The sequence below is a fragment of the Micromonospora sp. MA102 genome, from assembly GCF_025460765.1.
GTDB classification, from domain to species: domain Bacteria; phylum Actinomycetota; class Actinomycetes; order Mycobacteriales; family Micromonosporaceae; genus Micromonospora; species Micromonospora halotolerans.
Genome location: NZ_JAMWEG010000025.1, coordinates 75,489 through 95,386, shown reverse-complemented (window position 1 = coordinate 95,386; position 19,898 = coordinate 75,489). Strand labels below are relative to the sequence as shown.

The following is a 19,898-nucleotide window of genomic DNA, read 5'->3' as shown; positions in this document are numbered from 1 at the left end:
ATCCCGACGGGCCTCGACCGCCAACCGGGTCGCACGCTCACGCAACTCATCGTTGTACTTCTTCGGTGCGGGCATCGCCGGTGTTCCTCCCAGGTTTCGATGTCTCCATCAAACCCGGTGCGGAACAGCCCGCCAGCTCCACGAAGTCGCGCCGTACGCAGTCGGCCTCGTCGTCCGGGAACCACTTGAATGCCAGTCGCCCTGGCGTCATTTCCTCGGGTTGGCCGTATGCTGGCCGGTATCGGCCGCCCGTGGCCGCAAGTACCTCGTCGTCCGTGGTCCAAACGGACGTGTGCAGGTACTGGATAAGGGGTCCGACGGTACCGCCGTCGCGGCCGAGCAGCCGGAGGAACGCCTGCACGCCGTCGTGCTGCATCGCCGACGGGAGAGATTCGTGCGGAACGATGCCAATCTTCCGGTCGTGGGTCTCCCATTGCGCCAGCCCAGCGATTGAGGGCGCTATCACCTCGCTGAAGGCGGCTACGTCCGCTGGCAGCATGAACGTTGCGACCTGCTTGGACCGCGATCCCGGCTCGAACACGCGGACATCATTCCGCCGTTGGCGCGAATCTTGTCAAGCATCAGGTGGGACGCCGATGTAAAGCATCAGCCGGGACACGACAATCCTCCGTGCTGAGCTCCTCCGTGCTGAGCTGTCGGGTCTCAGGACGTGCGTGACAGATCAGTCTCGGGACATGGGTGACACTTCCGGCTAGACGATCTAGCGGATCACGAGGCGAGCGTTCGTGCGGACGCACTCCTCGACGACCTGGGCGAGCTGTTCCAGCCGCGCGGTTACATGTTGGCGAAGCGGGTCGAGCGCGGGGTCGTTACTGGCAAACGCCCCCTTGGACCAGCGCTCGTGAAGCTCCCGGAGCCTCGCGGCCACCTCGGGATAGTTCGTCGTCGGGTGCTGCCCTCGTACGTAGTCGAGGTCGAACAGCAGGCGCATGGGCGTACTGATGGAGTCCCAGGAGCGGTTGCCGCCGAAGCTGTCCATCAGCTTGAGGTCGATGCCCTCCTCTGCAGCGAGAAGGTCGTGAAACACGCGCAACGGAACCCATCCAAGCTGGCCCGCGGAACACGCTCGTCTCCAACAGCGTCTGGCGAAGTGCCGAGGGTGTACGTCCAGGCCATTGGCCCAAGATAGGTTGCAGCAATCGCATTAGGGAGTGTCACGCAGGTCCTGATACCGATCTGTCACGCAGGTCCCGAGACCGGACACTCCTCCGTGCTGAGCTGTCGGGTCTCAGGACCTCCGTGACAGACCAGTCTCGGGACGTGCGTGACACGTCCGGCTAGACGATCTGCCTCTGGTGAGGGTAACTGGCGGGCGGTTGAGGTTGTCTTCCTGCGACTGGCCGCTGATTGGTTCTTCAGGCGGAGGGGGTCAGGGCCGTCCGAGGAGTGGGTAGGCGCGCTCGATTGCCGACAGGGCTGCAAGCATCGCTGGGATGTCGGTCTGGTCGATGCCGGTGATGGCGAATGTCAGTCGGTTTCCGATGCCGGGATTGTCATCAAGTTCTCCGGTGACGGCCAGCGAGCCGTTCGGCCGGCAGGCCACGGTCAGTGAGATCCATGGTTCGAGTGAGGTGAGCACTGCTTCACCGCGTAGTTGTTGGTTGATCAGCTCTAGCCCGTGTCGGAAGGTCTGTAACTCATCGACGCGTAGCCCGGCGGCGAGTTGTGCGGAGAAGCTGCCCAGGTTTGCTGAGATCGGGCTGATCAGCCAGTTGCCGTCCCAGTAGTCGCTGCTGCCGGGGTGCATTCTTCCGATTACGCGGACCGTCAGGTGGTCGTCGTCGGGACGTCCGATGACCAGTTCGGAGGGTTCGGCCACGCCGGTGATCATGCCATCACTTCCGAGTGAGGGTCATCTGCCTGGGGGGTTCGGGCTTGCGGGCTTTGAACCGGGCGATGGGCTTGGTGGTGGTGCGGGGGACTTCGGTGAGGAGCTGGTCGCCGTCGTGGACGCGGAAGGTGGTGTCGGCGGCTTCGACGGTGAGAGTTGCTCCGGCGTGGGCTATGCCGACGTGGATGCGTTGACCGGCGATGACCAGGGTTCCTCGGCAGCTGACGCGGCGTTCGACCCGCACGGGTTCCGGGTTCGGGGTGGGTGGTGGTCCAGCGGGGCGGGCGTCGCGGATGCTGGCGGCCTCGGCGGGAGTCAGGGGGTTGGGCAGGCTGCGCAGCAGGACCCCGTCGGCGGTGATCTGCATCAGTCCGCGGTCGAGTCGGATGGTCACGCGCGTGCCGGCGAAGTGGTAGCCGACGGGGTGTTGCCGTCCGGCGAGGCTGATCAGGCCGGTGGCGTTGACGAGGCGTTCGACCTCGATCGGGGCGCCGGCTTGGATAGGCCCGGTGGTGATCGGTGGTGGCCCGGCGGGTTGGCCGTCGTCGGCGAGGAGTTGCCGCAGGTGGGTGGGGGTGAGCCGGGATGGGACGGTCTTGAGTCGGACGCCGTCGATGAGTAGGTGAACGACGGTGGTGTCGGCCCAGAGGGTGACTGGGAGTCCGGCCCGGGTGGGGCTGAGCCAGAACTGTTGCCCGCAGACGGTGAGGTTGCCCGAGGCGGGAACGAGGCGGGTGACCTCCACGGCCAGGCCGAGGTCGTCGCCGGTTGCCGATGGTGCTGCTGCGATGGTGGCCGATCTGGCGGCTGACGGAGACGTCGGCGGTGGTGCAAGCAGCGGCTTTCGGGGTGCGGGGATGGTGGTGGCCAGCGTTGGCGGCAGCCGCAGGGGGATCTGCTCCTCGGCGGGCTGGGCGGTGAACCGGTCGGCCGGGAACGCCATCGCGAGGGACTGGTGGGGTCGTTCGTTGTTGTATTCGTGCCGGAATACGTCGATCGCTGTTTGAGCTTCCTCCGGGTCGGCCCAGACTTCGACGTCGTCGAGGAGTTCGCGTTGCAGGGTCTGGTGGAACCGCTCGACCTTGCCGGTGGTGGTGGGTGAGCGGGGCTTGGTCAGCCGGTGGGTGATGCCGTTCTCCCGGCAGATCCGGTCGAACATCACCTCGCCGCCACCGCGGCCGAATCGGGCGGTGAACTGCTTGCCGTTGTCCGTGAGCACCTCCTCGGGCACCCCGAATCGTTGCAGGGCTTCGGCGAAGGCGATGCAGACGGCCCGGCCGGTTGCCCGCCGGACTACGGCGGCGATGACGCAGAATCGGGAGTGGTCGTCGACGCCGGTGACGACCTTCGCCTCACCACCGTCAGCGAGCTGGATGCCACCGACGATGTCGAGCTGCCACAGTTCCATCGGCCGGCCCCGTTCCCACCTCCGGTAGTCCTCCCGGCGCCGGCGGCGGGGTGTCGGGTCGACCAGGCCGTGTCGGATCAGCACCCGATGCACTGTGATCCGTGACGGGGTCGGGCCGGGACAGTCGCGTCGGGCGAGTTCATAGACGAGGCGACGGGCGCCCCATCGGGGATGGTTCCGGCGCAGCTCGCAGATCAGCGCCTCCACCTCCGGCGACGTCTGTCCCGGTGAGGAGCGCGGCCGGCTGGATCGGTCGGCCAGCCCTTCCAGGCCCTCGTCCTGATACCAGGCCAGCCAGCGATGCACCGCTTGGCGGGAGACCCCGAATCGTTCGGCGACGTCCGTGACCGTGGATCCGGCAAGCACGTCCTGGACGGCTCGATACCGCTGTTCCATCACGCTCATCTCCACCAACACTCGGCGGAGTGTCACGCAGGTCCTGATACCGATGTGTCACGCAGGTCCCGAGACCGGACACTCCTCCGTGCTGAGCAGGTGTGAGAACTTTCTGTACGAGATCAAGGCGGCCCGCTTCGCAGGCCGCGCGCGCCGCCGAACCTGGGCCGAGCCTGTCGGCCCGCCGCGTTGCCTCTGGCCTTCGGCCGCCGGCACGCGGTTGCCAGCCCGCCGGCGGCGCGACATACGAAGAAGCCCCGGCCCCGCCTTGGTTGCTGGCAGATCCGGGGCTGTGATGGTGATCGGTTCAAGGGCAGTGCCTCCGGCGGGGTCCTCGGGCACTCTGGGATGGCGGCGCCATCCCGACAACCTCCGTCCGGGCAGAGCCGAGCAGGTGGGGCCCGCCCGGTCAAGGTCGTTCAGACAGTGGGGTGCTCCACCTTGACCGGGCAGGCCCCACCCACTCCACGGGTGTGCGGACGAAGGCCGACGGGATGGCGAAGAGTGGGGCGGGCGGCGGCCGGAGGGCTAGCAGCGATGACATACGATCGATATCGGCGCTGGGCTGAGCCCGCTGTTGCGGGTTCCGTCGCTCCTGTTCATGGTCGCCGGCTGGCTCTTCACGCTCGTTGCCGTTGCACTCGAAGGGGATGCACGTCAGACGGAGGGGAAGCCTATGGGGATTCTGAAGCTGACTGGTCTGTCCGTTGCTCTCGTTCTCGGGGGCTTCGCGGTGAATCTCTCGGCAGCGGCGGGCTGAGCCCAGCGCCACCCGGCAACGCCAGTTGGGTGACCAACTGAGTGACGACCGGCAAGCACGCCGCCGGACAAGCACGGACGTGGGCGGACCGTTCGAGCAGGACGTCGCCGGTGTCGTCGCTGGTCCATGTGACCTCGAAGTTCCTTCACACCGAAGGCGTCCAGTGGCTCCACCTCGGTCCCGACCGACGGTCGGATGGACTGGCTTATCTCGGCATCATCAGGCCACCGAAGACCTTCACGACCGTCATGCCGTCAGCAGAGCCGAAAGTCGGTGTGTCCTCGATAGGGACGTACGCGGCGGCCCCAGGCTTCAGGTCCTGCCGCCCGTTCTCCTCGCTGTCCACCCAGCCGGAACCTGAGAGAACGGTGAAGCGCTGGTCGTCGTAGGAGGGCCCAAGTGTGACCTGCGAACCGGGTGCGAATGTCCACACCGAAACGCTCACACCAATGGGAAGATCCTCGACTTCGGTAACGATCACCTCGCCGGTTGCACGATGGTGCGCGCGCGATTGCTGTCCGCGATACCAGACCCGGGCCACGCGGCCATCCTATCCAGCGAAGCACAGATGTCGGTCGGCGCTGCTGCCAGCTTCGCTGCACGGCACCCTCGGGCTATGGGTAGGGAAGATCATCCGGCCCAAATGCAGCCCAATCGAGAGCCACCAGGGGCGACAGGCGTTGGCAGACGTTGGTAACGCCCGCCCTGGTCACGGTCTCGATCCGTCCGATTGGTGGTGACCTCTCGTTGCGGCGGGTCTATGGGGTTCAAATCCCTCAGCTCCACCCAGTTCGAAGGCCGTTTCCGCTCGTCGGAGACGGCCTTTTTCGATCTTGTACAGCAGCCGTCGACCGCAGGGTCGATGGGGCTGGCCGCGAGCTGATCCGGCAGCGGTGTGGGGTGCATCGTGAGGTGGATCAGGCCCTGCTCCTCGTGAACCGTGCAGCTCAGTAGCACCGGGTGCCGACGCGTCAACCCGACGCAGCCCCGGAGCCGGAGAGGCCGTCCGGCCACCCAAGGACGCGCTCAACGGCGACGCCTCGGAGGGTGGCCCCGTCCCACCGCACCCCGGTTACGTCTGTGCGCCCGTACTCCGAATCGTGAGTCCGAGAAAGGCGGACCTCACCAGCATGGCAGCCAAGAAGCGCTCGGTCATCGGTGGTGTCGACACCCACCGCGACACCCATCATGCGGCGATCATCGACAGCACGGGCGGTCTCCAAGCCGATGCCGAGTTCCCCGCGACCGGCGACGGCTATGCGGACTTGCTGGCCTGGATGCGATCCTTCGGCCGCCTCGTCGCCATCGGGGTGGAGGGCACGGGCAGCTATGGCGCGGGCCTCGCCCGGCACCTGGCCAGCCACAAGGTCGCGGTCGTCGAGGTCGACCGCCCTGACCGCAGAACCCGACGAACCAAGGGCAAGTCCGACCCCATCGACGCCATCGCCGCCGCCCGGGCGACCCTCGCCGGCACCGCCATGGGCACGCCGAAGACCCGCACCGGATCGGGCGAAGCCATCCGCGCCCTGCGAGTGGCTCGCCAGGGAGCGGTCAAGGCCGCACGGCGGCTATCAACCAGATGCGCGGCCTGGTCGCCGCCGCCCCCGAAGCTCTGCGGTCACAGCTGACCAAGCTCAGCGCTGCCATCCTGGTCAACCGCTGCACCGCCCTTACCGTCGACCCGACCCGGCCCAACGACCCGGAACAGGCCACCGCTGCCGCGCTGGCCGGACTGGCCCGCCGGGTCACCACGTTGACCGATGAGATCACCACCCTCGACCGGCAGCTGGCACCGCTGGTCCGCCAGGCCGCACCCCGCACCAGCGCCTTGTTCGGCGTCGGCACCGACGTCGCCGCACAGCTGCTCACGACCGCCGGCGACAACCCGGACCGACTGCGTTCCGAAGCGGCACTGGCCCACCTCCGCGGCGCAGCACCCATCCCCGCCAGCTCCGGCGGGTCCGCCGCCACCGCCTCCACCGAGGAGGCGACCGCGGTGCCAACCACGCCCTGCACACCATCGCCCTCTGCCGCATGCGCTACGACCCACGCACAAACACCTACCTGCAACGACGCATCAAAGAGGGACTCAGCAAGCAGGAGATCCTCCGCTGCCTCAAGCGCTACATCGTCCGCGACGTCTACACAGCACCGCCGCCCTCACCCCTTGACCTCCATAGGAGCATCGGGATGGCATCCAAGCGCGTGGGCCTTTCCGACGCGGGTGGCCCATGGAGGAGACAGTTGCCGCATTGTGGCAACCTGACGTCCGCTGGAAATGGCGGGACCAGAGGTAGAGGTACCAGGGTGTACGACTTCGGGGCGCTCTACAACGCACTCGTCCCACCCACCAACTGACCGATGCGAACCGAGACGCGGGAAGGGCGGGAATGGCGAGCCCGTTCGGCCAACGAGAGCTGAGGTTGGTCCTGGCGGTTGTCCTGGGCACCCTTCTGATCGGCGGCGGGATCCTGCTCGACGCTCGGCTGACCGCGGCGATCGACGAGCGGCTACGCGTCGGCGCCGAGACGACCGGCCGGGTGGTCCACGTCGAACGGTTCAAGATCAGCCGTTCGTTCGCCGCCACGAGGTTGACCGTGGACTACACGTTCGACGGCGTGCGGCACCGGGAGCGGTTCTCCAGCGAACTCGACGAAAGTGAGTTCCACGTCGGGGACGTACTCGCGGTACGCGTCGACCGGACGGATCCGACCCGGGCTGCCACGGCGGACGGGTACGCGACGGAGGACCTGCTCCTGCAGGCGCCGACCCTCCTGGAAGGCCTCGGCATCGTCGTGATCATGATCTCGCTCGCGCTGCTCAGAAGGGTCCCCGGCGCGAGTAGGTGGGCGGAACCGGACTGCCGCCCCGGCCCTGGATCGGGGCGGCAGGCCCGCACGGGAGGCGTCAAGCGGAATGATCAAGGGTTTGCTCGTCTGAGTTAGGAGTGCCTGGCCCGGACGAAGTCCGCGTAGTCCTCCCCGGCGACGCCGTGATTGACCCAGCGATGCGGCGACGCCCCGGTCGTACGCTCTGCCAGTTCTAACGCTTCGGTCGGATCCTGAACGTGCCCGATCAGGCGGCCGGGGCCCTGGTCATCCTCGCCTTCTGGATCAAGCGACGGGAACACCGACAGGTCCCGATAGTTCTCGTCGTCCAGGTCCTGTACGTCATGGATGGACACGTTGTAGCCGTCCTGCCATGGCCAGATGGACACCCAGCGGATGCCTTCGATGCCCCCCACCGTGATGGGTCCGAGGAACTGCTCGACCTCCTTCCTGCGGTGCAGCGCGCCAAGGAGGAACGACCGGCTGAGGTATCGCACGCTCGGAGGCTATCCGGCACCTCCTTTGGAGAAGCGGATGCACAACAACGCCGGACCACACCACGACGCAGCCAGTTCGCATCGAGGGGTCAGGGGTTCAAATGGCGGGTTCGGCGGCGCCCCGTCGACCTCGACACTATGGTCGATCAATGATCAGTGGTGCTCATGTGATCATCTACAGCCGCGACCCGGAGGCGGACCGCGCCTTCTTCCGGGACACGCTCAACTACGGCCACGTCGACGCCGGCCATGGCTGGCTCATTTTCACGCTCCCGCCGGCCGAGCTCGCCGTGCACCCGACCGAGGGCGCGCCGGCCCACGAGCTGTACCTCATGTGCGACGACCTCGCGGCGACCATGGCCGACCTCGCCGCGCGGGGCGTCGAGTTCACGATCCCGGTCACCGAGGAGCGGTGGGGGCTGCGCACCGCGCTGCGGCTGCCCGGCGGGAGCGAACTCGGTCTCTACGAACCGCGCCACCCCGTCGCAATCCGACGCCATTAGTAAGACGACGGGTTGACCCGTCAGACCCGGCGCAGGTCGGTGACCATGACGGGATAGGGCCCGGCGGCCTTCTCGGCCGTGGCCCGGTCGGCCGGAATGACGTTGTCCATCCGCATCCGCAGGTTCTCCGCGTCGGCGGCGTCGAAGACGATCCGCCACGCCCAACCGCCGCCGTACTCCGCCGACAGTGCGAACGTCGCGTCCGGCCCGGGCCTCCGGTCAACGACATGGGCGTCGGCTGCTGGTGCCACGAGTCGCCCCAGACGGCGACCAGCGAGCCTTTCCGGTCGCCGGCCCCGATGACGACCAGGCCGTCCTGCGGCCCGTCGTCGGGATGGGTCCAGGAGTAGGCGACCGAGGTGAGATGGCCGCCGGCGGCGGCCGTCACGGTGAGCGTGGCCGGCGACTCGACGAGCGGGTCGGAGGGCAGCAAGCGGAACCCGTTGGTGCCGGCCCAGGACCCGGCGAAATCGGCGAGGATCATCGCCCACCCTAGGGGCGAGGTGGGTCTCGCGGCCGCGGACGCACTGCGCCGTCTGACTGCCAGCGGCCTGATCACCGTGGTACGACTGCGGGAAACCGGTGCGAAGCGGACAGGGGCGTTGGCGGTAGATGTCGATCGGTGGCTGGCGCGGAATGCTGCAGGGCCGGGAGGGGGAGCTGCTTCTCGACCTGGTCTTCGTCTTCGTGCTGACCCGGTTCTCGCAGCGCCTGATCGAGGACTTCACCACGGACCGTCAGGTCGTCCTGCCCGAGGTCGGTCAGACGGTGCTCCTGCTGCTGGCCCTGTGGATGGTCTGGGTCCACGCGGCGTGGGTGACCAGCAGGGTGGAACCCCGGCAACCGGTGACCCAGCTGCTGATCGTCTGGACCATGTTCGGCAGCATGATCATCGCGGTTACCCTGCCGCACGCGTTCGGCGCGCGAGGGCTGCTGTTCGCGATCACGTACGTCGCCATCCAGGTCGGAAAGCCACTCATCCTCCTGATCGCGCGCCGGGACGTCGAGCGGCACAGCCCCGCGCGTCACCTGTGCTGGGCCACCATGTCGGCCGTGCCGTGGATCGCCGGGGCGGCCCTGTTCCCCCAGAGTCCCGCGCGCGGGGCGCTCTGGGCGCTGGCGATCGCCTTGGACTACGCGGGTCTCGTGTTCGGCTGGCCCGTCCCGAGGCTCGGCCGGACCGGGGCGGAGGACTGGCGATTCGCGGGCGAGCACCTCGCGGAGCGGTACCAGCAGTTGATCATCATCACGATCGGCGAGACGATCCTGCTCACGGGGGCGACGTTCGCCGACGCGTTCACGCCGGACCGGGTGGCGCCGGCCGTGTTGTCGTTCGCCACCGCGGTGCTGATGTGGCGGATCTACTTCCACCGGGCCGGCGCGGTGTTCTCCGCCGCCATCGAGGTCGCCGCTCGCCCCGACAAGCTCGGCAAGTCCGGGTACTACACCCAGCTCGTCATCGTGACCGGCATCCTGGCCGCCGGCGTCGGCTACGCGCTGGTCATCCGGGAGCCGCGCGGGCACCAGGATCCGCTCTGGCTCGCGGTCATCCTCGGCGGGCCGGGTCTCTTCCTCGCCGGGCGGTCCCGCATGGAGTACGAGGTGTTCTCCCGGCTGTCCCCGTCCCGCGTGATCGGGCTGGTCGCTCTCGCCGCCGTGACACCGGCGCTGCTGCACCGCTCGCCGGTGCTCGCCGCCGCTGCCGCCACCGTCGTCCTCGCCGGGGTGGCGGTGTGGGACGCGACGCGCGAGCGCCGGAACCCCGCCGAGGCGCCGTCGCCGCCGTTCTAGCGGGACCGGGAACAGCCCGGTCGACCGCGTCGCAGGAGCGCCGGTTCGGGGTACGGGCCGCCGGGCGCACTGTGGCGCCCGGCGTTTCCGCCGTCAGTCGCAGGCGATCCCGTCGCCGTCGCGGTCCAGCTCGTAGATGTCGCTGCCCACCACCCGCACCGGGCCGCGGACGTACGCGGGACCGTTGCCGCTGCCGCCCGCGCAGTCGACGTCGCTGGCGATCGGCACGCAGGCGCCGCTGTAGTTCGGGTCGCACTGTCGCGTCTGCTTGGTCCCGACGGCGACCACCTGCGTGACCGGTGCCTTCGTGACCACCGACCGCACCAGCTTCTTCCCGGTCTGCACGCCGTCGGTGACGGTCACCTGGTAGGTGAGCGTCCGGACGCCGGCGACCCCCCGGGTGCGGATCTTCTTGGTGCCTTCCGGCAGGGATGAGTCCTTGACCGTCCTGGTCGAGTAGGCGATCTTCTCGGTGGCCGTGACGGTCCTGGTCTCCACCTGGGGGGACGGCGACTCGCTCGGCGCCACCTCGGTGGGGCTCGCCGCCGCCGACGGACTGGCGACATCGGCCACGGCCGGAGCGGGAGCGGCGGCCTCGCCGCCGTTCGGCGCGGAGGTGGCCGGGGCGGCGTCCTTCTTGCCGGTGTTCGCCGGCGGGTCGGTGACCGCGCCGATCGCGATGCCGCCGCAGCAGCAGAGCACCAGGACACCCGCCGTCACGATGGCGACCTGCGCTCCGCGGGAGAGCCGGCGCCACCACGACTGTTGCGGCGACATGGCCGGATACTGCCCCGTCGGGTACGGGACCGCGGCAAACTGGGCGGTCGGCTGCTGGGGTGGCGGCGGGGGCGGCGGCGCCTGCCCGTGCCACGGGTCCTGCGGGGGTGGGTATGTCACGCCCCTCAGTGTGCTTGCGGCATCAACAATTGCTAGCGGCCGATCGGACACCCTCGGTGCTGGCACCTCGACGACCTGTCACGTCGGAAGGTTCCGACCGGTTGCCCGGAGCGACGAGTGGTGATCAGCTACCCGGCTGGTGGGAGACGCCGGTCAGCCGGATCTCGGCGACCGTCCACAGTGGGAGCCGGTTCGCGAAAAAGTTCGGCGGTGGCGCCCCGATCCTTCGGAGGCCACCGCCGACCCGAGCGCTTCGTACCCGACGGCTCAGCCCTTGATGTCGCGGGGATCGCGGCTGCGGGGGTAGGTGTTCTTCGCGCCGATCGTGCCGTCCTGCTTCTTGATCACGTGCTCGACGCCCCGATCGGCGGCCGTGTCCCGGCCCGCGGCTTCCGCCTCCGACTTGGTGTCGTGCACCGAGCTGGCCCGCTGGTTGCCTTCGGGACGGTTCTTCCACTGCCCGTCCTCGTGGTACGTGTCGATGTCGCCCTTAGCCATGTCGTGGCCTCCCTGGTTCGCATGGTCGGTCACGAATATCTGCCCCGTTGGCATCCACCCCGAAACGTCCCGCACCTGAGCCGGTGGGTCCGGTGCGACCCGCCAACCGGCGCCGGTCGAGGAAGCCCTCAGGCGGTGAAGTCGTCCGGCGCGTCCCCGGCGTCCTGCTGGACGTGCTCACCGGGCCGCTTGCCCCGGATCTCGTCCTGGCGCCGTACCTCGTTCGCCTCGGACCGTTCGTCCCGGTTCATGTCCCCCAGGCGGGCCCGGGCCGGACCGGCCAGATCCTCGAGGTCGTCCTTCGCCCGTTCGACGCTCATGCCGCCTCCCCTGTCGTCGTGGGCGCCGTGGCACCCCTCCGCCAGCGGCGTCCCCGACCGTCGAGCACTGAAACCCTGAGACAGGTCGGTGATCAGCCGCTCGTCGCGGCCAGGTCCGCCGCGTGCCGCAGGGTGGCGGCCAACCGCTCCCGGCCGTCCTCGCTCAGCGGGACGGCTCCTGCCCGCTCCAGCAGTTCCCGGGCGGCCGCCGGCTCGTCCAGCACGAGGGCCAGCTCGGCCCGGTAGACAAGCGCCTCGACGTGGACGAGCGGGTCGTCGGCGGTGTCTGGCCGGGACAGCGCCGCGTCGAGGATCCGGGCGGCCTGCCGGTGGTCGCCGCGCGAGTCCGCCTGCACCACCGCGTTCTCCAGTGTCCGGGCCAGCCGCCCGGTCGGGCCGTCGTCGGCAGGTGGCGCGGTGCGGGCGACGAACCGGATCCAGTTGCCGCCGGGGTCGACGATGCTGAAGCCGCTGAGCCCGTCCTGGTTCTTCCGGGCCCGGGGCCGGGTCATCCGCGGCAGGCCGGAGACCAGCACCTTGCCGTAGGCCGCGCGCATGCCGGCGGCGAAGTCACGGTGGATCGCCACGAGGTCGTCCACCAGGACCAGGCAGGAGCCGTACGAGGTGGCCGGGTCGAACTTGGGCATGCCGAAGAAGTGCAGGTGGAGATCCTCGCGGTGCAGGGCGAGGTACGGGTTGGGTCGCGCCTGCCGGTGGCCGACCCGGAAGCCGAGGGCCTGGTAGAAGGGCGCCACGTCGTCCAGGGAGCGGCACGGCAGCAGCGGGATGGTCGTCTCGTGGGCCATCCGTTCTTCCTAGCGGGGCGACGGCGGCGTTCGCACATGGAAGTGTCCGAACGGACGAGGGGCCGGTCCCTTTCGGACCGGCCCCTCGCTCACGCGGCGGACGTCGTTACGGCTTCCAGGAGCCCGCGGTACGCAGGTGGTGCTCGTACTCCAGCGTGCCGTTCTTGTTCTTCACGTCGAAGATGAGCTGGCCGCTGCGCTTGCTGCCGGTGGGCAGGTTGTTGCCCGAGCCCATCAGCTTGCCGCAGCCGGAGAAGGCGCCACCGACGCCGCTCTCCTCGGTGCCGTCGGTGCCGACCCACTTGAAGAAGAACGGGTTGATCGAGCCGGTGCCCTTGGTGACCTCGGCGGTCACGTCGGCGATCAGGTACATGCCGTTCTTCGGCCCCGGCATGAACTCCTGGCAGGACTTGTCCTTGGACCGGAAGTTGCTGACCGTGATCTCGACGGTGCCGTCGTCGTCGTTGACGATCAGCGTGTCGCCCGACGGCATGTTGAAGGTCTCGCTGTCGGTCCGGCCCGGCTCCGGCGTCGCGGAGGTGCCGCCGGTCGGGGTGTCGTCGACCGGGTTGCTGTAGGTGACGCCCGGGGTGGGCAGGCTGTCGATGGCGTCCTTGGTCTTCTGCGCTCCGCTGTAGATGGCGAAGATGCCGCCGCCGCAGCAGAGCAGCAGCATGACCGCCGCCACGATGCCGACGGTGATCCAGACGTTCTTGTTGGACTTCTTGGCCGGCGGGCCGAACTGTCCCGGCGCGGGCGGGTACGGCCCGGTCGGCGGGTAGGCCTCACCGGGAGGCGGCGGGTACTGCCCGGGCGGCGGGGGGAACCCGGCCCCCGCGGGCGGGTAGGGCGGCGGGTACGGCGCACCGGAGGTCGGCGGCTGCGGCGGGTACGGGGCGCCCGAGGTCGGCGGGTACGGCGCGCCCGAGACCGGCGGCTGCGGCGCCTGCGGGCTGCCGGGCACCGGCGGCATCGGCGCGGTGGGGAACGCCTGGGTCGGCGGTTCCTGAGGCTGCTGGTTCGGGTCCTGCGGTCCGAACGGAGGCTGAGGGTGGCTCACCGTACTCCTTGGGCACCTTCGGGATCGTCAGTCGGGACGACGGTACAAGCCGCCCGCAACGCCGCCGTCAGGCCCTCACCCGGGTACCAGAACGGCGGCGGTGCGCACCAGTTCGGCGTCCACCGCGAACCGACCGGCTATCGATGACGGCGGATCGGTCAGCGGGGTGGCGGCGAGCCGGGCCGGCGCGATGCGGGCGGTGAACGTGCCCGCCTCGGGATCGAGCGTGACCCGGGCGTCGGAGAAGTCCAGCCAGGTTCCGACGAGCGGGTGCCAGACCTTGTAGACGGTCTCCTTGGCACTGAACAGCACGACCGACCAGTTCACCCCGCCGGGCAGCCGGGCCAGCTCCGCCTCCTCCTCGGGCAGGCAGACCTTCCGGCGTACCCCGGTGGGAAGTTCCCGGTGGCCCTCGGCGTCGATGCCGACGGCGCGGATCTCGGCGGCGCGGGCGGCGGCGGCCGCGCAGTAGCCCCGCGTGTGGGTGATGGCGCCGACCACGCCGGCCGGCCAGACCGGGGCGCGGTCGGGTGCCGCGGGCACCGGCGTGGGCGGCAGTCCCAGGCCGGCCAGCGCCCGGCGCGCGCAGACCCGGCCGGCGGTGAAGTCCCGGCGGCGGCCGGCCACGGCCCGCTCGCCCAGGCCGGCCCGCTCGGCCGGGAGCAGCGCGCCGGTCCAGTCCGTGGCGCCGGCCACCGCCACGGCGACCTCGGGCGGCAGCAGGTCCCGCATGACGCCGAAACGTACCGCAACCGTGTAACGCCGGAGGGTTCCGGAGCGCTGTTGGGTCGTTGCGGGGAGGCACCGTCCACACACACCTGTTCATTGACGAGAGGAACGGCCGATGACGCCTGGTGCGAAGGCGTCGGACTCACGACCGGGCGAGCACGCCCCCGTGACCCCCGACTGGACCTGCGGTTCCTGCGGCGAGGACTGGCCCTGCGCCACCAAACGCCGGCAACTGCTGGACGAGTACCAGGTGGACCGCGCCTCATTGAGCGTCTATCTGGGCTCCTGCCTGGCGGCCGCCACGCAGGACCTCCGCGCCGCCCCGGACTCCTCGCTCCAGGACCGTTTCATCGGCTGGGTGCCGCGCGGCCCGCGCACCTTCTGACCCCCGCTTCCGGTGGCCGCCCCGCACCCGACGCGGCGGCCACCGGTCGCGGGCTCAGGGGCGGCGGGGCCGCCGGGTGAGCGCGAAGCCCACCACGCCCGCCACGGCGGCGAGCACCCCGCCCGCGCTGGTCCACACCCAGCGCGAGCCGGCCTCCGGGAGCCAGCCGGTGAGGCCGGCGTCCTCCTCGGCGACCGGCTCGGGGGCCGGATCCGCGGTGAGCACCGTGCCGGCCCTGGTGTTCGCCACCAGGGGCGCCGCGAGCTCCCCGTCGTCGCCGGATGTGCCGCCCCCGGTGGCCGCGCCGACCAGCAGGTCCACCTCGACCGGCAGGCCGAGGTCGGGCTCGGGCAGGTCGGTGACCGAGAGCCGGAGGTAGTAGGTGCCGGGCAGCGGGTCGCCGGACCACGGCTCGGCCCAGGGCCGGACCCGGCGCAGCGTGCACCCGAGGGTCAGGCTCGTCGCGGTCGCCGCGACGGTCGGGGTCTGCGCCCCGGCCGTGCACGCCTGGCGGCGGCGCAGCCCGTCGAAGACGTCGACGGTCCAGGTGGACGGGCCGGTGCGCGCCCTGCCGCCGAACGAGACCGTCGCGCTGACCTCGTGGACGTCGCCGGCCTCGGCGCGGAACGACCAGTAGAGGTGGTCGCCGGTCGAGGCGCCCACCCGGACCGGCTGGCCGGGGGTGATGGTCGTGGCGGTCAGGAACGAGGTGCCGGCCTTGGTGACGGTGGCCGCGCCGGGCGACGGGGTCGGCGCCGCGGCGGCGGCCGTGGGGGTGAGGGCCAGCCCGGCGGCGGCCAGCGCCGCCGCGGAGCGGATCAGGGTACGCATCCTCAGTTCTCCCTCCAGGTGGCCACCCACCAGCGGGTGAGCAGCCCGGCGACCAGCCCGGTGACCAACCCGGCCAGGGTGAGCAGGAGCAGCAGCGCCCAGCCGCGGCCGAGGTCCGGCCCGTCCGGGGCGGGGGACGCGGCGACCACGTCCACGGTCAGCTCCACCGGCATGCCGGGGGTGACCTGGGTGCCGGGGCTCGGCGCGAACGAGTTGCTGACCACCAGGCAGACGGTCCGCGCCGCCTGCACCCCGCTCGGGGTGGGCTCGGGGCTCTCCTCCTCGGCGGCCGACCAGCGCAGCCCGGCCGAGACCACGTCGGTGCGCCCGCTGCCGGCGTCGACCCCCCGGACCAGTTCCCGCCCGTCCGCGGCGGTGGCCCGCAGCAGCACGCCGTAGTCCGGGTTCACCGGCCGGTCCAGCGCGACGCTCACCGAGGCGCGCAGCTCCTGCCCCGGACGCACCGGCACCCGGTACCAGCGGTGCTCGGCGAACGCCTCCCGGTCGGTGTAGACGCCGGGGGAGAGCAGCGGCGCGCCGTCGCACCCGGCCGATCCGCCGACGACGGTCGGGGTGGCGGTGTACGTGTCGCGGGCCCGGTCCACCAGCTGCTTGATCCGCCCGCTCAGCTCGTCGGCGCTCTGCGCGGCGGTGTACGTGCCGCCGGTGGCCCCGGCGATGCAGAGCAGCTGCCGGCGGACCTTCTCGTCGGGGGCCAGGCCGAGGGTGTCGACGACCAGCCGGGTGCCCTGGGCGGCCAGCTCGCGGGCCACCTGGCAGGGGTCGGGCGGCGCGCAGGTGTCCTCGCCGTCGGTGATCAGCACGATCCGGCGGGCCGTGCTGCCGGTGCCCAGGTCCTGCGCGGCGGAGCGGAGCGCGAGCCCGACCGGGGTGAAGCCGGTCGGGCGCAGCGTGGCGACGGCCGCCTTGGCCTGCGTACGGTCCACGGGGCCGACCGGCACGATCTGCTGGGTGTCGCGGCAGCCCTGCTTCTTGTCCTCGCCCCGGTAGGTGGCGCCGAGCACCCGGATGCCGAGCTGGGTCTCGTCCGGCAGTGCGTCGACCACCTCGTTGAACGCCTGCTGGGCCACGGAGATCCGGCTGCGCCCGTCGATGTCCCGGGCCCGCATCGAGCCGCTGACGTCCAGGACCAGTTCGACCTTGGGCGGCTCGGCGGGAGGTTCGGCGGTCTCGTCGTCGGCCGCGGCGGGTGGCGCGCCGAGCAGCGCGGTCGCCGCCAGCAGTCCGATCAGGACGGCCGTCGGTCGTCTCTTGTTGATCACCGGGCGAAGTGTAGTGAGATCCACTGTGGAAGATCATCCGGGTCATTCCGATCGAGGTGGATCGATGCGACCGGCGGCATGATCAGGAGTTGCGGCGCCGGGTCGCCCGGGCGTCGGCGAATGGTAAGGAATTCGTGATGTTTCCGCAGGGTGACCCACCGTAAGGTGCCCGATGTAAACCTTTTGTGGGGTGGCGCATTCGTCGGAAATCTGACCAGGGTCGACCCGTTGTGCCACTGCCGCACTGTGGTTAAGCTCTGTCTTGCGCGCCCCAATCGCCCGCTTCCCCCGTGGCAGGCGATCGGGGCGCGCTTTTTCGTACCCGAAGTCGCCGCCGACGGGCAGACCCGTGATCGCAACCGGTTTTCCGGCCCGGCGGGTGCCCCCGCCGGGCCGCGCCGGTCAGATCCAGCGACCGTCCAGCCACATCCGGGCGGACCAGTCCGCGTAGGCCATCAGCCGGCCCACGAAGATCGGGTAGAAGTAGCCGAAGCAGAGGGCGACCAGCAGCACGTACGCGCCCGCGATGATCCCGCCGACCAGGCGGCGGTCGGCCGTGGCCTCGGCGCTCGGTGGCGCCGCCGTGCCGGCGACCGGGGCGGGCGAGACGATCGCGCCGAGCACGTAGACCACCGCCAGCACGAGGAACGGCAGCGCGGGCGCGGCGTAGAAGGAGAACATCGTGCGGCCGTCGAGGGCGAACCAGAACCAGGGCAGCAGGCCGGCGGCCACGCTGAGCAGGATGGCGCCGGCCCGCCAGTCGCGCCGGGCCAGCCCGAGCCAGACCGTCGCCACCAGCGCCGGCAGGAACGACCACCACAGCAGCGGGGTGCCCAGCAGCAGGATCTCCGAGGCGCAGCTCGGGGCGCCGCAGTTGCCGTCACCCGACCAGTAGAAGGCGACCGGCCGGCCGAGCAGCAGCCACTGCCACGGCCACGACTGGTACTTGTGCGGGTCGTCGAGCTGGGTGTGGAAGCCGTACGCGGCCTTGTGGTATTCCCACAGGTTGATCAGCGGCCCGATGACCGGGGTGTCGCTCAGCCCCGGGGTGTTCGGGTAGCGGCTGGCCAGGCGGTAGTAGCCCTCGTCGCCCAGCAGCCAGCCCGACCAGGTGAGCACGTAGGTCACGACCATCAGCACGCCGGCCGCCAGCAGCCACGGCAGCTCGTCCAGCAGGGCGTCCCGCCACGGGCGGCGGACCCCGGCCGAGCGGCGCACGCCGACCTCCCAGAGGAGCACGAGCAGCGCGAAGGCCGGGACGAAGTAGAGGCCGCTCCACTTCACCGCGCAGGCGCAGCCGAGCAGCACGCCGGCGGCCAGCCGCCACCACGGCCAGTCCCGCCAGGTCGACGGCGGCCGGCCCGCCCGCCCCGGCAGCGTCGGGTCGAGCCCCGCCTCCAGCGCCCGGGCCCAGCGCCGCCGCCGGGCATCCCGGTCCAGCACCAGCGCGCCGAACGCGGCCAGCACGAACAGCAGCAGGAAGATGTCGAGCAGCGCGGTGCGGGAGAGCACGAAGTGGAAGCCGTCCAGGGCGAGCAGCAGCCCGGCCGCGCAGCCCAGCGTGGTGGAGCGGAACATCCGCCGGCCGATCCGCACCAGCAGCAGCACCGACAGGGTGCCGGCCACGGCCGCCGCGAACCGCCAGCCGAACTCGGGGGCGGTGGTCATGAGGTGCCCCGGCACGGAGATCTTGGTCTCCGCGTCCTGGTAGCCGAAGGCCCACTCGCCGAGGCCGATGAGCCACTTGCCCAGCGGCGGGTGCACCACGTACGACGGGCCGTTGTCCTTGTAGTTCCACTCGACGCCGCGGTCGATCAGCCCGTACGCGTCACGCGCGTAGTAGATCTCGTCGAAGATCTTCCCGTTGGGACCGCTCAGCCCGACGAAGCGCAGGATCGCCGCGATCGCCACCACGACCCCGGTGGCCAGCCAGGCGTGCCCCCGGTCGAGGCGGGCGTCGACGGTGTCGAGCCGGCGCCGGACGACGGCCGGGATCCGGCCGCCGCCGCCGCTCGCGGCGGGGTTCGTGGCCTGGTCGGCGTTGGTCGGCCCGGCGGCGGACCCGCTCGCGTTCGCGCTCTGTGCTGTCGACGCACTCGTCACCCGGCGATCGTAGGCTGCGGAGGTGCCCGGTGGCGCCCGTCGTCCCCGAGATTGGTACGGCCGTCGATGAAGGAGCGCACGACGTGGGTGAAATGTCCGAGGTTGGCCGCCTGGTGCTGCTCGGTGCGCCGCTGGGCAACCCGGCCGACGCGTCCGCCCGGTTCCGCGAGGTGCTCGCCGCCGCCGACGTGGTCGCCGCCGAGGACACCCGCCGGCTCACCCGGCTGGCCCGCGACCTGGCGGTCAGCGTGCCGGGCCGGATCGTCTCCTACTTCGAGGGCAACGAGGAGCGGCGCACCCCGGAACTGGTCGAGGTCCTCGCCGGCGGCTACACCGTCGCGCTGGTCACCGACGGGGGGATGCCCAGCGTGTCCGACCCCGGCTACCGGCTGGTCCGGGCCGCCCTGGACGCCGGGGTCCCGGTCACCGCGGCACCCGGGCCGAGCGCCGTGACCACCGCCCTGGCGCTGTCCGGGCTGCCGTGCGACCGGTTCTGCTTCGAGGGCTTCCTGCCCCGCACGCCCGGCGCCCGCCGGTCCCGGCTGCGCGCGCTGGCCGCCGAGGAACGCACCCTGGTGCTCTTCGAGGCGCCGCACCGGATCGCCGGGGCGCTGGCCGACCTGGCCGAGGCGTTCGGCCCGGACCGGCCCGCCGCGCTGTGCCGCGAGCTGACGAAGACGTACGAGGAGGTGGTCCGCCGGCCGCTCGGCGAGCTGGCCGAGTGGGCCGCGGCGGGCGAGCCGCGCGGCGAGATCACCCTGGTCGTGGCCGGGGCGCCGCCGGCCGCGGCCGTCCGGCCGGACGACGACACGCTGCGCGCCGCGGTGGCCGCGCGGGAGGCGGCCGGGCTGTCCCGGCGGGACGCCGTCACGGAGGTGGCCACCGAGTACGGTCTGCGCCGCCGCGAGGTCTACACGGTCGTGCACAGCTGACCGGAAGGGCGGCCCCCGG

The 19,898-nt window shown here is 70.9% G+C and carries 23 protein-coding genes; 7 read left to right on the top strand and 16 right to left on the bottom strand.

The window, feature by feature from the left end:
• Nucleotides 1-46 precede the first annotated feature (46 nt).
• The 5 genes from NFX44_RS31310 to NFX44_RS31290 form a co-directional block, all read right to left on the bottom strand.
• Complete coding sequence (locus NFX44_RS31310) at nt 47-541, bottom strand: hypothetical protein (protein ID WP_262287199.1); 495 nt, start codon at nt 539-541, stop codon at nt 47-49.
• A 180-nt stretch (nt 542-721) separates the two neighbouring features.
• On the bottom strand, nt 722-1,048 hold the full coding sequence (locus NFX44_RS31305) for a hypothetical protein (protein ID WP_262287198.1): 327 nt from the start codon (nt 1,046-1,048) through the stop codon (nt 722-724).
• Between the two features lie 342 nt (nt 1,049-1,390).
• Entirely contained in the window at nt 1,391-1,852 is a 462-nt protein-coding gene (locus NFX44_RS31300) for a hypothetical protein (RefSeq protein ID WP_262287197.1), read from the bottom strand.
• 4 nt (nt 1,853-1,856) lie between these two features.
• On the bottom strand, nt 1,857-3,665 hold the full coding sequence (locus NFX44_RS31295; protein WP_262287206.1) for an IS481 family transposase: 1,809 nt from the start codon (nt 3,663-3,665) through the stop codon (nt 1,857-1,859).
• Between the two features lie 956 nt (nt 3,666-4,621).
• Nucleotides 4,622-4,957 (bottom strand): hypothetical protein, encoded by a 336-nt coding sequence (locus tag NFX44_RS31290; protein WP_262287196.1) that lies wholly within the window; start codon nt 4,955-4,957, stop codon nt 4,622-4,624.
• 589 nt (nt 4,958-5,546) lie between these two features.
• On the opposite strand from NFX44_RS31290, the gene NFX44_RS31285 reads away from it, so the two are divergent.
• From NFX44_RS31285 to NFX44_RS31275, 3 genes are all read left to right on the top strand, one after another.
• Nucleotides 5,547-6,044 (top strand): transposase, encoded by a 498-nt coding sequence (locus NFX44_RS31285; protein ID WP_262287195.1) that lies wholly within the window; start codon nt 5,547-5,549, stop codon nt 6,042-6,044.
• Nucleotides 5,996-6,682, top strand: coding sequence for a transposase (locus tag NFX44_RS31280; RefSeq protein WP_262287194.1), 687 nt, complete (start codon nt 5,996-5,998; stop codon nt 6,680-6,682). The genes NFX44_RS31285 and NFX44_RS31280 overlap by 49 nt, the downstream gene beginning before the upstream one ends.
• A gap of 124 nt (nt 6,683-6,806) precedes the next feature.
• A complete protein-coding gene (locus tag NFX44_RS31275; protein ID WP_262287193.1) occupies nt 6,807-7,361 on the top strand; it encodes a DUF3592 domain-containing protein in 555 nt (184 codons plus the stop codon).
• Here NFX44_RS31275 and NFX44_RS31270 read toward each other — a convergent pair.
• On the bottom strand, nt 7,358-7,741 hold the full coding sequence (locus NFX44_RS31270) for a hypothetical protein (protein WP_262287192.1): 384 nt from the start codon (nt 7,739-7,741) through the stop codon (nt 7,358-7,360). The genes NFX44_RS31275 and NFX44_RS31270 overlap by 4 nt on opposite strands.
• A gap of 149 nt (nt 7,742-7,890) precedes the next feature.
• Between NFX44_RS31270 and NFX44_RS31265 the strand changes: the two genes are divergently transcribed.
• Nucleotides 7,891-8,244, top strand: coding sequence for a VOC family protein (locus NFX44_RS31265; RefSeq protein ID WP_262287191.1), 354 nt, complete (start codon nt 7,891-7,893; stop codon nt 8,242-8,244).
• Between the two features lie 20 nt (nt 8,245-8,264).
• Here the strand turns inward: NFX44_RS31265 and NFX44_RS31260 are convergent, their stop codons facing one another.
• Entirely contained in the window at nt 8,265-8,495 is a 231-nt protein-coding gene (locus tag NFX44_RS31260; RefSeq protein ID WP_262287190.1) for a hypothetical protein, read from the bottom strand.
• Nucleotides 8,496-8,856: 361 nt separating this feature from the next.
• Between NFX44_RS31260 and NFX44_RS31255 the strand changes: the two genes are divergently transcribed.
• Nucleotides 8,857-10,035, top strand: coding sequence for a low temperature requirement protein A (locus NFX44_RS31255; protein WP_262287189.1), 1,179 nt, complete (start codon nt 8,857-8,859; stop codon nt 10,033-10,035).
• A 93-nt stretch (nt 10,036-10,128) separates the two neighbouring features.
• Here NFX44_RS31255 and NFX44_RS31250 read toward each other — a convergent pair whose 3' ends face one another.
• The 6 genes from NFX44_RS31250 to NFX44_RS31225 all read right to left on the bottom strand — a co-directional run bounded on the left by NFX44_RS31250 (nt 10,129) and on the right by NFX44_RS31225 (nt 14,348).
• Nucleotides 10,129-10,932 (bottom strand): G5 domain-containing protein, encoded by an 804-nt coding sequence (locus NFX44_RS31250; protein WP_262287188.1) that lies wholly within the window; start codon nt 10,930-10,932, stop codon nt 10,129-10,131.
• 267 nt (nt 10,933-11,199) lie between these two features.
• The gene (locus tag NFX44_RS31245) at nt 11,200-11,430 is read right to left on the bottom strand and encodes a DUF2188 domain-containing protein (RefSeq protein WP_262287187.1); all 231 of its coding nucleotides are present in this window, start codon (nt 11,428-11,430) and stop codon (nt 11,200-11,202) included.
• Between the two features lie 128 nt (nt 11,431-11,558).
• Nucleotides 11,559-11,750: a general stress protein CsbD gene (locus tag NFX44_RS31240; RefSeq protein ID WP_262287186.1), complete on the bottom strand. Its 192-nt coding sequence runs from the start codon at nt 11,748-11,750 to the stop codon at nt 11,559-11,561.
• A 92-nt stretch (nt 11,751-11,842) separates the two neighbouring features.
• Nucleotides 11,843-12,556: a VOC family protein gene (locus tag NFX44_RS31235; protein WP_262287185.1), complete on the bottom strand. Its 714-nt coding sequence runs from the start codon at nt 12,554-12,556 to the stop codon at nt 11,843-11,845.
• 106 nt (nt 12,557-12,662) lie between these two features.
• Nucleotides 12,663-13,616 (bottom strand): hypothetical protein, encoded by a 954-nt coding sequence (locus NFX44_RS31230; protein WP_262287184.1) that lies wholly within the window; start codon nt 13,614-13,616, stop codon nt 12,663-12,665.
• Nucleotides 13,617-13,691: 75 nt separating this feature from the next.
• Entirely contained in the window at nt 13,692-14,348 is a 657-nt protein-coding gene (locus NFX44_RS31225) for a 4'-phosphopantetheinyl transferase (protein WP_262287183.1), read from the bottom strand.
• Between the two features lie 112 nt (nt 14,349-14,460).
• Here NFX44_RS31225 and NFX44_RS31220 point away from each other — a divergent pair, with 112 nt between their 5' ends.
• Nucleotides 14,461-14,730: a hypothetical protein gene (locus tag NFX44_RS31220; RefSeq protein ID WP_262287182.1), complete on the top strand. Its 270-nt coding sequence runs from the start codon at nt 14,461-14,463 to the stop codon at nt 14,728-14,730.
• Between the two features lie 54 nt (nt 14,731-14,784).
• Here the strand turns inward: NFX44_RS31220 and NFX44_RS31215 are convergent, their stop codons facing one another.
• The 3 genes from NFX44_RS31215 to NFX44_RS31205 all read right to left on the bottom strand — a co-directional run bounded on the left by NFX44_RS31215 (nt 14,785) and on the right by NFX44_RS31205 (nt 18,839).
• Nucleotides 14,785-15,561, bottom strand: coding sequence for a peptidase (locus tag NFX44_RS31215; protein WP_262287181.1), 777 nt, complete (start codon nt 15,559-15,561; stop codon nt 14,785-14,787).
• Nucleotides 15,562-15,563: 2 nt separating this feature from the next.
• A complete protein-coding gene (locus NFX44_RS31210) occupies nt 15,564-16,844 on the bottom strand; it encodes a VWA domain-containing protein (protein WP_262287180.1) in 1,281 nt (426 codons plus the stop codon).
• Between the two features lie 402 nt (nt 16,845-17,246).
• Nucleotides 17,247-18,839, bottom strand: a complete 1,593-nt coding sequence (locus NFX44_RS31205) for a dolichyl-phosphate-mannose--protein mannosyltransferase (RefSeq protein WP_262287205.1) — start codon at nt 18,837-18,839, stop codon at nt 17,247-17,249.
• A 191-nt stretch (nt 18,840-19,030) separates the two neighbouring features.
• Between NFX44_RS31205 and rsmI the strand changes: the two genes are divergently transcribed.
• Complete coding sequence (gene rsmI, locus NFX44_RS31200) at nt 19,031-19,879, top strand: 16S rRNA (cytidine(1402)-2'-O)-methyltransferase (protein ID WP_262287179.1); 849 nt, start codon at nt 19,031-19,033, stop codon at nt 19,877-19,879.
• The last annotated feature ends 19 nt before the right edge of the window (nt 19,880-19,898 follow it).

Excerpts from the sequence above, each read along its gene's own strand:
- NFX44_RS31300 (WP_262287197.1), bottom strand. The coding sequence starts at position 1,852 with ATGATCACCGGCGTGGCCGAACCCTCCGAACTGGTCATCGGACGTCCC.
- NFX44_RS31295 (WP_262287206.1), bottom strand. The coding sequence starts at position 3,665 with ATGAGCGTGATGGAACAGCGGTATCGAGCCGTCCAGGACGTGCTTGCC.
- NFX44_RS31285 (WP_262287195.1), top strand. The coding sequence starts at position 5,547 with ATGGCAGCCAAGAAGCGCTCGGTCATCGGTGGTGTCGACACCCACCGC.
- NFX44_RS31280 (WP_262287194.1), top strand. The coding sequence starts at position 5,996 with ATGCGCGGCCTGGTCGCCGCCGCCCCCGAAGCTCTGCGGTCACAGCTG.
- NFX44_RS31275 (WP_262287193.1), top strand. The coding sequence starts at position 6,807 with ATGGCGAGCCCGTTCGGCCAACGAGAGCTGAGGTTGGTCCTGGCGGTT.
- NFX44_RS31265 (WP_262287191.1), top strand. The coding sequence starts at position 7,891 with ATGATCAGTGGTGCTCATGTGATCATCTACAGCCGCGACCCGGAGGCG.
- NFX44_RS31255 (WP_262287189.1), top strand. The coding sequence starts at position 8,857 with ATGTCGATCGGTGGCTGGCGCGGAATGCTGCAGGGCCGGGAGGGGGAG.
- NFX44_RS31245 (WP_262287187.1), bottom strand. The coding sequence starts at position 11,430 with ATGGCTAAGGGCGACATCGACACGTACCACGAGGACGGGCAGTGGAAG.
- NFX44_RS31240 (WP_262287186.1), bottom strand. The coding sequence starts at position 11,750 with ATGAGCGTCGAACGGGCGAAGGACGACCTCGAGGATCTGGCCGGTCCG.
- NFX44_RS31235 (WP_262287185.1), bottom strand. The coding sequence starts at position 12,556 with ATGGCCCACGAGACGACCATCCCGCTGCTGCCGTGCCGCTCCCTGGAC.
- NFX44_RS31225 (WP_262287183.1), bottom strand. The coding sequence starts at position 14,348 with ATGCGGGACCTGCTGCCGCCCGAGGTCGCCGTGGCGGTGGCCGGCGCC.
- NFX44_RS31220 (WP_262287182.1), top strand. The coding sequence starts at position 14,461 with ATGACGCCTGGTGCGAAGGCGTCGGACTCACGACCGGGCGAGCACGCC.
- NFX44_RS31215 (WP_262287181.1), bottom strand. The coding sequence starts at position 15,561 with ATGCGTACCCTGATCCGCTCCGCGGCGGCGCTGGCCGCCGCCGGGCTG.